Here is a 13,995-nt window from a genome sequence, read left to right on the forward strand (position 1 = left end):
CTCACAGGTACGCGGCGTTGGCCGCATCGAGGCGGCCCTGGGCGCGCAGGATCAATTCGCAGAATTCGCGGGCGGCACCCTCGCCACCACGGGCCTGGGTGATGCCATGGGCGTGTTCACGCACGAAGCCGGCGGCATTGGCCACCGCCATGCCCAGGCCTACGCGGCGAATCACCGGCAGGTCTGGCAGGTCGTCACCAAGGTAGGCGACTTGCTCATAGCTTAGGTTGAGTTGGGCGAGAAGTTCGTCCAGCACCACCAGTTTATCTTCGCGCCCCTGATACAGGTGGGGAATGCCGAGGTTCTTTGCCCGTCGCTCGACCACCGGTGTCTTGCGGCCGCTGATGATAGCGGTCTGTACGCCGGCTGCCATCAACATCTTGATACCCTGGCCGTCGAGCGTGTTGAAGGTCTTGAATTCGCTGCCGTCTTCAAGGAAGTACAAACGCCCGTCGGTCAGGACGCCATCGACGTCGAAGACGGCCAGTTTGATCTGTTTGCCGCGTTGCAGCAGGTCCGTGCTCATTACATTACTCCCGCACGCAGCAAGTCGTGCATGTTCAAGGCGCCGACCGGACGGTCTTCGCTGTCGACCACGACCAGCGCGTTGATTTTATGGTCTTCCATGATTTTCAGGGCCTCGGCGGCGAGCATCTCGGCGCGGGCAGTCTTGCCGTGGGCGGTCATGACCTGGTCGATCGTCGCACTGTGAATATCGATGCTGCGATCCAGGGTGCGACGCAAATCGCCGTCGGTGAAGATCCCGGCGAGTGTGCCGTCGGCTTCCAGGATGACGGTCATGCCCAGACCCTTGCGGGTCATTTCCATCAGCGCGTCCTTGAGCAGTGTGCCGCGCTGGACTTGCGGCAGCTCCTGCCCGGCATGCATGACGTTTTCCACTTTCAACAGCAGGCGTCGGCCCAGCGCGCCACCAGGGTGGGAAAAGGCAAAGTCTTCAGCGGTAAAGCCGCGGGCTTCGAGCAGCGCAACGGCCAGGGCGTCGCCCATGACCAGGGCGGCAGTGGTCGACGATGTCGGCGCCAGGTTCAGCGGACAGGCTTCGTGTTCGACATGCACGTTGAGATTGACTTCGGCGGCCTTGGCCAGCGGAGAGTCGGGGTTGCCGGTCACGCTGATCAACTTGATGCCCAGGCGTTTGATCAACGGCAGCAGGGTGACGATTTCATTGGTGGAACCGGAGTTCGACAGGGCCAGGATGATGTCGTCACGGGTGATCATGCCCATGTCGCCGTGGCTGGCTTCGGCCGGGTGCACGAAGAAAGCCGTGGTGCCGGTGCTGGCCAGGGTAGCGGCAATCTTGTTGCCGATATGTCCGGATTTGCCCATGCCGACCACGACTACGCGGCCTTTGCTGGCCAGAATCATCTCGCAAGCGCGTACGAAATCTGCGTCGATATGGGGCAGCAAGCCTTGTACGGCTTCCAGTTCGAGGCGGATGGTGCGTTGTGCTGATTGAATCAGGTCGCTGGATTGGCTCATGTCAGAAATCGTATAGCCTGATGAAAAGGCGGCGATTATAGCGGTAATGATCGAAACCCTCACGCAAGTTCGTCGCGCTTTGACATTCCCTGTTACCGAATCCCTCTAAATAAAGCTTTTTACCGCTCAGGTTGCTGAACAAGGCCAGGCTTGGCCCTTGGGCGCTTGGCCTTTGCAGTGATATAGTTCGCCGCCAGTTCGGCCTGCCCGGGAGGTATGTGCTTTCGCAAGGAAGTCAGGCGTCCGAGTGAGAGGCTGCATCGCAAGGAGTTTAGATGAGTGCCGATAACGCCTACGCGGTCGAGCTGAAGGGACTGACCTTCAAGCGCGGTGCGCGCAGCATTTTCAATAACGTCGATATCCGTATTCCGCGCGGCAAGGTCACCGGCATCATGGGGCCTTCCGGGTGTGGCAAGACCACACTGTTGCGTTTGATGGGCGCCCAATTGCGTCCGACCAAGGGCGAAGTCTGGGTCAACGGTCAGAACCTGCCGAAACTGTCGCGCAGTGATTTGTTCGATGCGCGTAAACACATGGGCGTGCTGTTTCAGAGTGGCGCACTGTTTACCGATCTCGACGTGTTCGAGAACGTTGCCTTTCCCCTGCGCGTTCATACCGAGCTTCCGGAAGAAATGATCCGGGACATCGTCCTGCTCAAATTACAGGCCGTGGGCCTGCGTGGCGCCATCGACCTGATGCCTGACGAGCTGTCCGGCGGCATGAAGCGCCGTGTCGCGCTGGCGCGGGCGATTGCCCTTGATCCGCAGATTCTCATGTATGACGAACCCTTCGTCGGCCAGGACCCTATCGCCATGGGCGTGTTGGTGCGCCTGATCCGTTTGCTCAACGATGCGCTGGGTATCACCAGTATCGTGGTTTCCCACGATCTGGCCGAGACGGCCAGCATTGCCGATTACATTTATGTGGTGGGCGATGGGCAAGTGTTGGGGCAGGGCACTCCCGAGGAGCTGATGAATTCGCAGGAGCCGCGTATTCGTCAATTCATGACCGGCGATCCCGACGGTCCGGTCGCATACCACTTTCCAGCGACGGATTACCGCGCAGATCTTCTGGGGAAGCGTTGATGCGCAAGATTTCACTATTAGAACGCGTACGTCGTTTCGGTCACGGCGGCATCGATGTGATGGCGGTGTTCGGCCGTTCGGCGATCTTCCTGTTCCATGCCTTGCTCGGCCGTGGCGGCATCGGGGGCGGTTTCGGCCTGCTGATCAAGCAGCTGCATTCGGTGGGCGTGATGTCCCTGGTGATCATTGTGGTCTCCGGGGTGTTCATCGGCATGGTGCTGGCGCTGCAAGGGTTCAATATTCTGTCCAGCTACGGTTCGGAGCAGGCGGTCGGGCAGATGGTTGCCCTGACCTTGCTGCGCGAACTGGGCCCCGTGGTCACTGCATTGTTGTTCGCCGGACGCGCCGGTTCGGCCCTGACGGCTGAAATCGGCAACATGAAATCCACCGAGCAGCTGTCCAGTCTGGAAATGATTGGTGTCGACCCGCTCAAGTACATCATTGCCCCGCGCCTGTGGGCCGGCTTCATTTCCCTGCCGGTGCTGGCGATGATTTTCAGCGTGGTGGGTATCTGGGGCGGTTCTTGGGTGGCCGTCGACTGGCTGGGTGTCTATGAAGGTTCCTACTGGTCCAACATGCAGAACAGCGTGACGTTCACTGACGATGTGCTCAACGGCATCATCAAAAGTATCGTCTTCGCCTTTGTCGTGACCTGGATCGCCGTATTCCAAGGCTATGACTGCGAGCCCACCTCCGAGGGGATCAGTCGTGCCACTACCAAGACCGTTGTGTATGCCTCGTTGGCTGTACTCGGCCTGGACTTTATTCTGACCGCCTTGATGTTTGGAGATTTCTGATGCAAAACCGCACCCTGGAAATCGGTGTCGGCCTTTTCTTGCTGGCTGGCATCCTGGCTTTGCTGTTGCTGGCGTTGCGGGTGAGTGGCCTGTCCCCGAGCTCAACCACCGATACGTATAAACTTTATGCCTATTTCGACAATATCGCCGGTTTGACGGTCAGAGCTAAAGTGACCATGGCCGGTGTGACCATCGGCAAGGTCACGGCGATCGATCTGGACCGCGACAGTTTCACCGGTCGGGTGACGATGCAATTGGAAAAGCGCGTGGATAACCTGCCGACTGACTCCACTGCATCTATTCTGACTGCTGGCCTGTTGGGCGAGAAATACATCGGTATCAGCGTGGGCGGCGAAGAAGGCCTGCTCAAGGATGGTGGAACCATCCATGACACCCAGTCGTCGCTGGTGCTCGAGGACCTGATCGGTAAATTCCTGCTCAATACCGTTAGCAAAGACGCCAAATGAGGAGCTTTTGAATGATCTCTACCTTGCGACGTGGCCTGTTGGTATTACTCGCGGCCCTGCCGTTGATGGCTAACGCCGTGGCGGCGCCTTCCGCGCACGATCTGGTACAGGACACCACGACCCGGTTGTTGGCGGATCTGTCTGCCAACAAAGAGAAGTACAAGCAGGATCCGCAGGACTTTTACACGGCGCTGAATACCATCGTCGGCCCTGTCGTGGATGCCGAGGGCATTTCCAAGAGCATCATGACGGTCAAGTATTCGCGCAAGGCCACGCCTGCGCAGATGAAGGCCTTTGAAGAAAACTTCAAGAAGGGCCTGTTCCAGTTCTATGGCAACGCCTTGCTCGAGTACAACAATCAGGGCATCGTCGTCGACCCTGCCAAGGATGAGTCGGGAGACCGCACCAGCGTTGGCATGACGGTCAAGGGCAGCAACGGCGCGATCTATCCTGTGTCCTACACGCTCGAAAAGATCAGTGGCGAGTGGAAGTTGCGCAACGTGATCATCAATGGCATCAACATCGGCAAGCTGTTCCGCGATCAGTTCGCCGATGCGATGCAGCGCAATGGCAACGACCTGGACAAGACCATCAATGGTTGGGCCGGTGAAGTCGCCAAAGCCAAGGAAGCCAGCGAGAAGCAAACGCCTGAGAAGCAAGCCCAATGAGTGTATCGGCCATTCGCATGAGCGAATCCGGCGAGCTGATGCTCAGCGGCATGCTCGACTACCGCACCGGCCCGGGCCTGCGCAAGCAGGGCCAGGCGCTGATCAAGGCCAGCAAGGCCGCCGCCTTGGTGGTGGATTGTTCGGCGGTGTTGAAGTCCAGCAGTGTCGGCTTGTCGCTGCTGCTGTGTTTCATGCGTGATGCTCAGGAGGCCGGCAAGCCGCTGAGCATCCGTGCAATGCCCGAAGACATGCGCGAAATTGCTCAGGTCAGTGAATTGACCGAGCTGTTGGCGCATCCCTAACCGCATCGATAAGAAAGCCCCCCGTCAGAGTCCTGCTTCGCGGGGTTCGCAGGCGCGGGGCTTTTTTGTATGATGTCCGACCCGCGCGCACAGGGCGCCGATTGAGGTTGAGCATGCAGGCCGTAGAAGTGAAGAGCTTCCTTGAAGGAAAGCTGCCAAACACCAAGGTGGAAGTTGAAGGCGAAGGCTGCAATTTCCAGCTGAATGTGATTAGCGATGAACTGGCGGCGTTGAGCCCGGTGAAGCGTCAGCAGCAGGTCTATGCCCATTTGAACCCATGGATCACCGATGGCAGCATCCATGCGGTCACTATGAAATTTTTCAGCAGCGCGGCCTGGGCCGAGCGCACCTGAGCCCAAGGGCGTCGAGATTCTTATGGATAAATTGATTATTACCGGTGGCGCTCGTCTTGATGGCGAGATCCGCATTTCCGGGGCGAAGAACTCTGCCCTGCCGATCCTGGCTGCCACCTTGCTGTGCGATGGCCCGGTTACCGTTGCCAACCTGCCGCACCTGCATGACATCACCACCATGATCGAGCTGTTCGGTCGCATGGGCATCGAGCCGGTGATCGACGAGAAACTGAGCGTCGAAATCGACCCGCGCACCATCAAGACCCTGATCGCCCCGTACGAACTGGTGAAAACCATGCGTGCGTCGATCCTGGTACTGGGCCCGATGGTTGCCCGTTTCGGTGAAGCCGAAGTCGCGCTGCCTGGCGGTTGCGCCATCGGTTCGCGTCCGGTGGACCTGCACATCCGGGGTCTTGAAGCCATGGGCGCGGTCATCGACGTCGAAGGCGGCTACATCAAGGCCAAGGCCCCTGAAGGCGGCCTGCGCGGTGCGCACTTCTTCTTCGACACCGTCAGCGTGACCGGTACCGAAAACATCATGATGGCCGCCGCTCTGGCCAAGGGCCGCAGCGTTCTGGCCAACGCCGCACGCGAGCCTGAAGTCGTCGACCTGGCGAACTTCCTGATCGCCATGGGTGCCAAGATCACTGGCGCCGGCACCGACACCATCACCATCGATGGCGTCGAGCGTCTGCACACCACCACTTACAAAGTGATGCCCGACCGTATCGAAACCGGCACCTACCTGGTGGCTGCCGCCGTGACCGGCGGTCGCGTGAAGGTCAAGGACACGGATCCGACCATTCTCGAAGCCGTCCTGGAAAAACTCCGCGAGTCGGGTGCCGAAATCACCTGCGGCGAAGACTGGATCGAGCTGAACATGCACGGCAAGCGGCCAAAAGCCGTCAACGTGCGTACCGCTCCGTACCCGGCATTCCCGACTGACATGCAGGCGCAGTTCATCTCGCTCAACGCCATTGCCGAAGGCACTGGTGCCGTGATCGAGACGATCTTCGAAAACCGTTTCATGCACGTGTACGAACTGCACCGCATGGGCGCCAAGATCCAGGTCGAAGGCAACACCGCCATCGTCACCGGCACCGAGAAGCTGAAAGGCGCGCCAGTCATGGCCACCGACCTGCGTGCATCGGCCAGCCTGGTGATCTCGGCGCTGATCGCTGAAGGCGACACCCTGATCGACCGCATCTACCACATCGACCGTGGTTATGAGTGCATCGAAGAGAAACTGCAGATGCTCGGCGCCAAGATCCGTCGCGTACCGGGCTAGTTTTTTGCTGCATGGGCATAAGGATGTGCCCACATGTGGTGTTACAGCAGAGCGCAGTAGCTGTTGCGCCACATGGATGAATTCGTTTCAAGTCGGGGGTCTCCGCCCTCGATGTGTGTCCGGCGCCATTTGTGACCGGGCACGTACCTTGATAAGGACTGACGTTTCCCATGTTGACCATCGCACTGTCCAAGGGCCGCATCCTTGACGACACCCTGCCGCTTCTGGCTGAAGCGGGCATCGTGCCGACCGAGAATCCGGACAAGAGCCGCAAGCTGATCATCCCCACGACCCAGGCTGATGTGCGCCTGCTGATCGTGCGCGCCACCGACGTGCCGACTTACGTCGAGCATGGTGCCGCCGACCTGGGCGTCGCCGGTAAAGATGTGCTGATGGAATACGGTGGCCAGGGCCTGTACGAGCCTTTGGACCTGCGCATTGCCCTTTGCAAGCTGATGACCGCTGGTCGTGTCGGCGATGTCGAGCCCAAGGGCCGTCTGCGCGTGGCAACCAAATTCGTCAACGTTGCCAAGCGCTATTACGCCGAACAGGGTCGTCAGGTCGACATCATCAAGCTTTACGGCTCCATGGAACTGGCGCCGCTGATCGGTCTGGCGGACAAGATCATCGACGTGGTCGACACTGGCAATACGCTGCGCGCCAATGGTCTGGAACCCCAGGACTTCATTGCCGACATCAGCTCCCGGCTGATCGTCAACAAAGCTTCGATGAAAATGCAGCACGCCCGTATCCAGGCGTTGATCGACACCCTGCGCAAGGCAGTGGAGTCTCGACACCGCGGCTGATTCACCTGCGCGACTTTGAGTCGCGCCCGTCTATCCGCCTCATAGCCAGAATCTCAGGTGCCCAAGCGGAAACGACTGCTAAGTTAGGGCGCCTGAGTTTTTGCCATTCCTATGAGGCTCTCGCTATGACCGCACTGACTGCAATTCGCCGACTCAACGCTGCTGATCCGGATTTCGCGCATCATCTGGATCATCTGCTGAGCTGGGAAAGTGTGTCTGACGACTCGGTCAATCAGCGGGTGCTGGACATCATCAAAGCCGTGCGTGAGCGTGGCGATGCGGCGCTGGTGGAGTTCACCCGGCAGTTCGACGGTCTGGACGTCGCCTCGATGGCCGACCTGATCCTGCCGCGCGAACGCCTGGAACTGGCCCTGACCCGAATCACCGTACCTCAGCGCGAAGCCCTGGAAAAAGCCGCGACCCGCGTGCGCAGCTACCACGAGAAGCAAAAACAGGACTCCTGGAGCTACACCGAAGCCGACGGCACCGTGCTGGGCCAAAAGGTTACGCCGCTGGATCGCGCCGGTCTGTACGTGCCGGGCGGCAAGGCGTCTTACCCGTCGTCCGTGCTGATGAACGCGATTCCGGCCAAGGTTGCCGGTGTGACCGAAGTGGTCATGGTCGTACCGACCCCGCGCGGTGAAATCAATGAGCTGGTGCTGGCCGCCGCCTGCATCGCCGGCGTTGACCGCGTCTTCACTATCGGTGGCGCACAAGCCGTTGCCGCTCTGGCTTACGGCACTGAAAGCGTGCCGAAGGTCGACAAGGTGGTCGGCCCGGGCAACATCTATGTCGCCACCGCCAAGCGCCATGTATTTGGCCAGGTCGGCATCGACATGATCGCCGGGCCATCGGAAATCCTTGTGGTGTGTGACGGCAAGACGGATCCGGACTGGATCGCCATGGACCTGTTTTCCCAGGCCGAACACGACGAAGACGCCCAGGCGATTCTGGTCAGCCCGGACGCCGAGTTCCTCGACCAGGTCGCTGCCAGCATCGCCAAACTGCTGCCGACCATGGAGCGTGCCGAAATCATCGAAACTTCGATCAATGGCCGTGGTGCACTGATCAAGGTGCGCGACATGGACCAGGCGATCGAAGTGGCCAACCGCATTGCACCGGAGCACCTGGAGTTGTCGGTGGCAGACCCGCAAGCCTGGTTACCGCAGATCCGTCACGCGGGCGCGATCTTCATGGGCCGTCACACCTCCGAGGCCCTGGGCGACTACTGCGCCGGCCCGAACCACGTGCTGCCGACCTCTGGCACCGCACGCTTCTCGTCGCCGCTGGGCGTGTACGACTTCCAGAAACGCTCGTCGATCATCTTCTGCTCCGAGCAGGGTGCGTCCGAACTGGGCAAGACTGCTTCCGTGCTGGCCCGTGGCGAGTCTCTGACCGCCCACGCCCGCAGCGCCGAATACCGCATCGTTGACGAAGACTTTCCACAAGGGCAGGGGAACTGAGCATGAGTAAATTCTGGAGCCCGTTCGTCAAGAATCTGGTGCCTTACGTGCCGGGCGAGCAGCCGAAGCTGACGAAACTGGTGAAGCTCAACACCAACGAAAACCCGTACGGCCCGTCGCCCAAAGCCTTGGCGGCGATGCAGGCCGAATTGAATGACAACCTGCGTCTGTACCCGGACCCGAATAGTGATGTGCTCAAGCAAGCAGTCGCCCGGTATTACGGCGTGCAGGGCAATCAGGTGTTCCTCGGCAACGGTTCCGATGAAGTCCTGGCGCACATCTTTCACGGTTTGCTGCAACACGATAAACCGTTGCTGTTCCCGGACATCAGCTACAGCTTCTACCCGGTTTACTGCGGGTTGTATGGCATCACGTTCGACGCGGTGCCGCTGGACGCGCAGTTCCGGATCAACCCGGCGGACTATGCCAAGCCAAACGGCGGGATCATTTTCCCGAACCCGAACGCGCCGACCGGTTGCCTGCTGGCGCTGGACGCGGTTGAGCAGATCCTCAAGGCGAGCCCGGATTCGGTGGTCGTGGTGGACGAGGCTTACATCGACTTCGGTGGCGAAACGGCGATCACTCTGGTCGACCGCTATCCGAATCTGCTGGTGACTCAGACCTTGTCCAAGTCCCGTTCACTGGCCGGTCTTCGGGTAGGTCTGGCGGTCGGACATCCGGATTTGATCGAGGCGCTGGAGCGAATCAAGAACAGCTTCAACTCATACCCGCTGGATCGCATGGCGAATGTCGGTGCTGCGGCAGCGTTCGATGATCGTGAGTACTTCGACAAGACGTGTCGCCTGGTGATCGAACACCGTGAATGGGTGATCTCGCAGTTGCAGGGGAAAGGCTTTGAGGTGCTGCCGTCGGCGGCGAACTTCATTTTCGCCCGTCATCCGCAGCACGATGCGGCGGGGCTGGCGGCGAAGCTGCGCGAGCAGGGCGTTATCGTTCGGCACTTCAAGCAGGAGCGGATTGCCCAGTTCCTGCGGATTTCCATCGGCACGCCGGAACAGAATCAGGCACTGATTGATGGGCTCGGCGACCTGTAATTAGCTTTCGCTGGCAAGCCGGCTCCTACAGAGAATCGTATCGACTACAACGCCCGTGATCGATACAAATCCTGCTGGAGCTGGCTTGTCGGCGAAAGATTCACCGCAGAGTCGGCGTCTTACTCGTGATGTGGCTCGCCCAGGAACGTCAGCGAACTGAACAATCCCCGACTATTCACGTCAGGGCTGTCCTTCACCGGGACTTCCACTTGCGCGGCAATCACATTCAACCCTTCATTACGCACCAACACTTGCGCCCGCCCCTGGGCGTCGGTTTCCGTGCTCAACGTATTCGGCGCGCTGCGGTAATCGCCCGTCAACTTCACCCCCGCCACAGGTTTGCCATCCAGTAGCACGCGGACCGGCAACGATTTACCCGGGCCGACCGTCAGCGGATCAACCTCCGGCAAAATCAGCAGCTTCATCTGATCAAGTGACGGCAATTTCGCCCCCGGTTGGTAGATAGCCAGACTGTATTTGAACGTCTGGGTCGACTCGATTGCGCCCGGTACTTTGCTGCGTCCTTCGTTGATCCATTTTTTATCCGCCGTTTGCGACCACATGCCGTTGTTCAGCGCCACCGCCATCACGGCAGGCGGCTTCAGCGGTTGCAGACGTGCGTGATCGGCCAGGCGTTGCACGGTCACCGGGATCATTTTGCCGCTGGCGTCATACGCCCAGGCGCCGCTGATTTTTTGCGGTTTGAAGGCGTTGTCCTCGGCGCCGTGGCCGTAAACCACTTCGATGTTGCCGCGGCGTTCTTCGGTCCACAGGCCATGGGCCGAGACCTCGGTGGCGAAGAGCAAGCCGAGCAGTGCCATGGGTTTGATAGGGTGCATGGTGACGTCCTTTTAAAGTTCGAGTGTCAGGCTGACGGTGAAGTTGCGGGGTTCGCCGGGATTGACCCAGTAGTTGCTGTAAGAGCGCTCGAAGTATTTCTCGTCGAAAAGGTTGTTCAGGTTCAGGCCCACGGTGACTGTTTCGGTGGCCTTGTAATGGGCCAGCAGGTCAACGGTGTGGTAAGCCGGCAGTTCAAAATCAGTGCCGGCTTCACCCGAGCGATCGCCGACATAAGTGAATGCCGCGCCGAGGTCTGAACCGCGCAAGCGGCCCTCCTGAAATTCATAAACGCCCAGCAGGCTGCCGCTGCGCTTGGCGACGCCAAGGATTCGGCTGCCGGTGGGAATTACCTTGTCGCCCTCGGTGACCTCGGCGTCGATGTAGGCGAAGGCACCGATCACCCGCACGGCGTCGGTCACTTGCCCGGTGACTTGCAGGTCGAATCCCTGGCTACGGGCCTTGCCCATGGCGCGGCTGGTGTCCGTGCCCGGGTCAAGTGCAAGGACGTTTTTCTTTTCAATATGGAAGGCGGCGAGGGTGGTGCTCAAGCGGTCGTCGAACAGCTCGCTCTTGATCCCGACTTCGTAACCGACGCCTTCTTCCGGGTCGAAGGATTGGCCGCCAGCGTCCAGGCCGTTGTTCGGCTTGAACGAGGTGGAGGCGTTGGCGAACAGCCCGACTTCGGGTGTCAGCTGATAAAGCAGGCCGGCCCGTTGGGTCAGTGCGTCGTGGCTCTGGCGGCTGGTGGCACCGCGGCTGTGATCGTCGATGCTTTGCTCGAAATGTTCGAAGCGTGCACCGAGCATGCCGCGCAGTTTGTCGGTAAAGACAATCTGGTCCTGCAGGTTCAGCGCCCGGCTTTCGACGTGTTCAAAGAGGTCGGTGCCGGAGCGCTTGCCGTTAGGTTTCGGCTGACCGTAGACGGGCTGATAAATGTCGATAGCGTAGGGGCCGCCGGCAATGGTCGTGACCCGTTCGTTCTTGCGGAAGTTTTCATACTCGCTGCCAATCAGCAGTTCGTGCTGCCAACTGCCGAGGTCGAACAGACCGCGCAATTCGAGTTGGGTGATGCTGTCGTGCCAGTTTGTGTCGCGCTCGCGATAACGCCGATTCACAGTGTGGCCGTCGGCATTCAGCGGGCGACTTTCGGAAGCGTAGCCCCAGAGTTTGCCTTCCTTGTAATGGCTGGCCAGACGCAGCTTCCAGTTGTCATTGAGGTGGTGTTCGAGGGCTGCTTGCAGCAGATTGTTGTGGTTGTCGATGTTGCCGTCATTGGGTTCGCCAAGGAACGTCGAACGGGACACGCCACTCCATTTGTTATTCGGCGCGACGATGCCGCGATCGAACGTGGAGCTGTGACGGACGAATTCGCTTTCCACCAAGAGGCTGGTGTCCGGGTTCAGTTGCCAACTGAAGGAGGGCGCGACAAACACTCGCTGGCTGTCGACGTGATCGCGGAAGCTGTGGTTGTCCTCAACGGCCAGGTTGATTCGCGACAGCACGTTGGCGTCGTCATCCAGCGGCGTGTTGACGTCGAGGGCGGTGCGATAGCGATCCCAACTGCCAGCGCTGGTTTGCAGGGTGGTGAATGCTTCGGGTTGGGGTTTCTTGGTGACGATGTTGACCGTACCACCCGGATCACCACGGCCATAAAGGCTGGCGGCCGGACCTTTGAGCACTTCGATGCGCTCGATGTTGGCCACGTCCGGTGTGCTCGGGTAACCACGGTTGGCACTGAAGCCGTCCTTGTAGAACTCGGAGGTGGTGAAGCCTCGCACGCTGTATTCGTAAAGCGTCAGGCCGCCGAAATTGTTCTGCTTCGACACGCCGCCGGCAAAGTCCAGTGCGCGCTCGACGCTGCTGCTGCCGAGGTCCTTGAGCACGCTGGCGGGTATCACGCTGATGGATTGCGGGATGTCGCGAAGGGCCGTGTCGGTTTTAGTCGCGCTGGATGAACGGGTGGCGCGGTAGCCTTTGACCGGGCCTGTGGGGGATTCATAGTCGGAGGTGACGCTGATGGCGTCCAGTTCGAGCGGGCTGGAGTCTTCGGCGAAGACCGGATCTGCGAGCAGGCCAAAGGCAAGACCTGCCACAGAAACCATTGTTCGAGACGACATGTTATGTTGTTCCAATAGTAATATTGAAACAATATAACATGTCTAATGAGAATGTATGCTGTTAGCCCGAATCACTCGGGCTAGCGCTTATTCCTCTTCTTTTTCCTTCGCGGGTGCGGGTGGCGGACGCAGGCCGATTTCCGCCGTCAGCTTCAGCTCTTTGCCGTTGCGCATCACCTGAATCGTGACTTTGTCGGTCGGCTTGATGCGTGCGACCTGATTCATCGAGCGACGACCATCGCCCGCCGGTTCGCCATCGATGGCCAGAATCACGTCACCCAATTGCAAACCGGCCTTCTGCGCCGGACCGTCACGGAAAATACCCGCGACCACAATGCCCGGACGCCCCGACAGACCAAACGACTCCGCCAGTTCCTGCGACAACGGCTGCACTTCAATACCCAGCCAGCCGCGAATCACCTGGCCGTGTTCGATGATCGACTTCATCACTTCCATCGCCAGCTTCACCGGGATCGCGAAACCGATGCCTTGGGAGCCGCCGGACTTGGAGAAGATCGCGGTATTGATGCCGGTCAGGTTGCCGTTGGCGTCCACCAGTGCGCCGCCGGAGTTGCCGGGGTTGATCGCGGCGTCGGTCTGGATGAAGTCTTCGTAGTTGTTCAGGCCCAGCTGGTTACGGCCGGTGGCGCTGATGATGCCCATGGTTACGGTCTGGCCGACGCCGAACGGGTTGCCGATGGCCAGGGCCACGTCGCCGATGCGGATGTTGTCGGAGCGACCGACGGTGATCGACGGCAGGTTTTTCAGATCGATCTTCAGGACCGCGAGGTCGGTTTCCGGGTCGCTGCCGATGACGCGGGCCAGGGTTTCACGGCCGTCCTTCAATGCGACCACGATCTGGTCAGCACCGCTGGTCACATGGTTGTTGGTCAGCAGATAACCTTCCGGGCTCATGATCACGCCGGAGCCGAGGCTCGATTCCATGCGCTTCTGCTTGGGCGCATTGTCGCCGAAGAAGCGGCGGAACTGCGGGTCTTCAAACAGCGGATGGTTCGGCTTGTTGATGACCTTGGTGGTGTACAGGTTCACCACCGACGGCGCGGCGATGGTGACCGCATCGGCATACGACACCGGGCCTTGCTGCATCGTGGTGGTTTGCGGGGCTTGCTGCAGGTTGACGTCGAGGCTCGGAAGCCCGACCCACTGCGGGTAACGCTGGATGATCAACAGAGCGATAAGCACGCCGGCCAACAGCGGCCAGCCGGAAAAACGCAGCGCTTTGAGCATTAAGCA

The 13,995-nt window shown here is 59.8% G+C and carries 15 protein-coding genes; 10 read left to right on the plus strand and 5 right to left on the minus strand.

Features of this window, described 5'->3' with window-relative positions; all coding sequences use genetic code 11:
- Position 1: 1 nt before the first annotated feature.
- Positions 2-526: a KdsC family phosphatase gene (locus ACM1ZW_RS13350; RefSeq protein ID WP_017336544.1), complete on the minus strand. Its 525-nt coding sequence runs from the start codon at positions 524-526 to the stop codon at positions 2-4.
- Entirely contained in the window at positions 526-1,500 is a 975-nt protein-coding gene (locus ACM1ZW_RS13355; RefSeq protein ID WP_017336545.1) for a KpsF/GutQ family sugar-phosphate isomerase, read from the minus strand. Before ACM1ZW_RS13355 ends, ACM1ZW_RS13350 begins: the two co-directional genes overlap by 1 nt.
- A 275-nt stretch (positions 1,501-1,775) precedes the next feature.
- On the opposite strand from ACM1ZW_RS13355, the gene ACM1ZW_RS13360 reads away from it, so the two are divergent.
- The 10 genes from ACM1ZW_RS13360 to hisC all read left to right on the plus strand — a co-directional run bounded on the left by ACM1ZW_RS13360 (position 1,776) and on the right by hisC (position 9,784).
- Positions 1,776-2,585 carry an ATP-binding cassette domain-containing protein gene (locus ACM1ZW_RS13360; RefSeq protein ID WP_017336546.1) on the plus strand — a complete coding sequence of 270 codons (810 nt, stop codon included), beginning with the start codon at positions 1,776-1,778 and terminating at the stop codon, positions 2,583-2,585.
- Entirely contained in the window at positions 2,585-3,382 is a 798-nt protein-coding gene (gene mlaE / locus ACM1ZW_RS13365) for a lipid asymmetry maintenance ABC transporter permease subunit MlaE (RefSeq protein WP_017336547.1), read from the plus strand. The genes ACM1ZW_RS13360 and mlaE overlap by 1 nt, the downstream gene beginning before the upstream one ends.
- Entirely contained in the window at positions 3,382-3,849 is a 468-nt protein-coding gene (gene mlaD, locus ACM1ZW_RS13370; RefSeq protein ID WP_017336548.1) for an outer membrane lipid asymmetry maintenance protein MlaD, read from the plus strand. The genes mlaE and mlaD overlap by 1 nt, the downstream gene beginning before the upstream one ends.
- Before the next feature lie 11 nt (positions 3,850-3,860).
- Entirely contained in the window at positions 3,861-4,517 is a 657-nt protein-coding gene (locus ACM1ZW_RS13375) for an MlaC/ttg2D family ABC transporter substrate-binding protein (protein ID WP_017336549.1), read from the plus strand.
- The gene (locus tag ACM1ZW_RS13380) at positions 4,514-4,819 is read left to right on the plus strand and encodes an STAS domain-containing protein (protein ID WP_017336550.1); all 306 of its coding nucleotides are present in this window, start codon (positions 4,514-4,516) and stop codon (positions 4,817-4,819) included. The genes ACM1ZW_RS13375 and ACM1ZW_RS13380 overlap by 4 nt, the downstream gene beginning before the upstream one ends.
- Positions 4,820-4,932: 113 nt before the next feature.
- A complete protein-coding gene (locus ACM1ZW_RS13385) occupies positions 4,933-5,172 on the plus strand; it encodes a BolA family protein (protein WP_007901566.1) in 240 nt (79 codons plus the stop codon).
- Positions 5,173-5,194: 22 nt separating this feature from the next.
- Positions 5,195-6,460, plus strand: a complete 1,266-nt coding sequence (gene murA / locus ACM1ZW_RS13390; protein ID WP_017336551.1) for a UDP-N-acetylglucosamine 1-carboxyvinyltransferase — start codon at positions 5,195-5,197, stop codon at positions 6,458-6,460.
- Between the two features lie 170 nt (positions 6,461-6,630).
- Complete coding sequence (gene hisG, locus ACM1ZW_RS13395; RefSeq protein WP_007901570.1) at positions 6,631-7,266, plus strand: ATP phosphoribosyltransferase; 636 nt, start codon at positions 6,631-6,633, stop codon at positions 7,264-7,266.
- 125 nt (positions 7,267-7,391) lie between these two features.
- The gene (gene hisD / locus ACM1ZW_RS13400; RefSeq protein ID WP_414879369.1) at positions 7,392-8,729 is read left to right on the plus strand and encodes a histidinol dehydrogenase; all 1,338 of its coding nucleotides are present in this window, start codon (positions 7,392-7,394) and stop codon (positions 8,727-8,729) included.
- Positions 8,730-8,731: 2 nt separating this feature from the next.
- Entirely contained in the window at positions 8,732-9,784 is a 1,053-nt protein-coding gene (gene hisC / locus ACM1ZW_RS13405) for a histidinol-phosphate transaminase (RefSeq protein WP_416740682.1), read from the plus strand.
- Positions 9,785-9,903: 119 nt separating this feature from the next.
- On the opposite strand, the gene ACM1ZW_RS13410 is transcribed toward hisC, so the two are convergent.
- The 3 genes from ACM1ZW_RS13410 to algW form a co-directional block, all read right to left on the minus strand.
- Positions 9,904-10,623: a DUF4198 domain-containing protein gene (locus ACM1ZW_RS13410; RefSeq protein WP_416740683.1), complete on the minus strand. Its 720-nt coding sequence runs from the start codon at positions 10,621-10,623 to the stop codon at positions 9,904-9,906.
- A 12-nt stretch (positions 10,624-10,635) separates the two neighbouring features.
- The gene (locus tag ACM1ZW_RS13415) at positions 10,636-12,741 is read right to left on the minus strand and encodes a TonB-dependent siderophore receptor (RefSeq protein ID WP_416740684.1); all 2,106 of its coding nucleotides are present in this window, start codon (positions 12,739-12,741) and stop codon (positions 10,636-10,638) included.
- Positions 12,742-12,828: 87 nt separating this feature from the next.
- The gene (gene algW / locus ACM1ZW_RS13420; RefSeq protein ID WP_017336556.1) at positions 12,829-13,989 is read right to left on the minus strand and encodes a Do family serine endopeptidase AlgW; all 1,161 of its coding nucleotides are present in this window, start codon (positions 13,987-13,989) and stop codon (positions 12,829-12,831) included.
- Between the last annotated feature and the right edge of the window lie 6 nt (positions 13,990-13,995).

Origin of the sequence: Pseudomonas sp. NFX71 (assembly GCF_048079215.1) — a bacterium.
GTDB lineage: Bacteria > Pseudomonadota > Gammaproteobacteria > Pseudomonadales > Pseudomonadaceae > Aquipseudomonas > Aquipseudomonas fluorescens_B.

Excerpts from the sequence above, each read along its gene's own strand:
- ACM1ZW_RS13350 (WP_017336544.1), bottom strand. The coding sequence starts at position 526 with ATGAGCACGGACCTGCTGCAACGCGGCAAACAGATCAAACTGGCCGTC.
- ACM1ZW_RS13355 (WP_017336545.1), bottom strand. The coding sequence starts at position 1,500 with ATGAGCCAATCCAGCGACCTGATTCAATCAGCACAACGCACCATCCGC.
- ACM1ZW_RS13360 (WP_017336546.1), top strand. The coding sequence starts at position 1,776 with ATGAGTGCCGATAACGCCTACGCGGTCGAGCTGAAGGGACTGACCTTC.
- mlaE (WP_017336547.1), top strand. The coding sequence starts at position 2,585 with ATGCGCAAGATTTCACTATTAGAACGCGTACGTCGTTTCGGTCACGGC.
- mlaD (WP_017336548.1), top strand. The coding sequence starts at position 3,382 with ATGCAAAACCGCACCCTGGAAATCGGTGTCGGCCTTTTCTTGCTGGCT.
- ACM1ZW_RS13375 (WP_017336549.1), top strand. The coding sequence starts at position 3,861 with ATGATCTCTACCTTGCGACGTGGCCTGTTGGTATTACTCGCGGCCCTG.
- ACM1ZW_RS13380 (WP_017336550.1), top strand. The coding sequence starts at position 4,514 with ATGAGTGTATCGGCCATTCGCATGAGCGAATCCGGCGAGCTGATGCTC.
- ACM1ZW_RS13385 (WP_007901566.1), top strand. The coding sequence starts at position 4,933 with ATGCAGGCCGTAGAAGTGAAGAGCTTCCTTGAAGGAAAGCTGCCAAAC.
- murA (WP_017336551.1), top strand. The coding sequence starts at position 5,195 with ATGGATAAATTGATTATTACCGGTGGCGCTCGTCTTGATGGCGAGATC.
- hisG (WP_007901570.1), top strand. The coding sequence starts at position 6,631 with ATGTTGACCATCGCACTGTCCAAGGGCCGCATCCTTGACGACACCCTG.
- hisD (WP_414879369.1), top strand. The coding sequence starts at position 7,392 with ATGACCGCACTGACTGCAATTCGCCGACTCAACGCTGCTGATCCGGAT.
- hisC (WP_416740682.1), top strand. The coding sequence starts at position 8,732 with ATGAGTAAATTCTGGAGCCCGTTCGTCAAGAATCTGGTGCCTTACGTG.
- ACM1ZW_RS13410 (WP_416740683.1), bottom strand. The coding sequence starts at position 10,623 with ATGCACCCTATCAAACCCATGGCACTGCTCGGCTTGCTCTTCGCCACC.
- ACM1ZW_RS13415 (WP_416740684.1), bottom strand. The coding sequence starts at position 12,741 with ATGTCGTCTCGAACAATGGTTTCTGTGGCAGGTCTTGCCTTTGGCCTG.
- algW (WP_017336556.1), bottom strand. The coding sequence starts at position 13,989 with ATGCTCAAAGCGCTGCGTTTTTCCGGCTGGCCGCTGTTGGCCGGCGTG.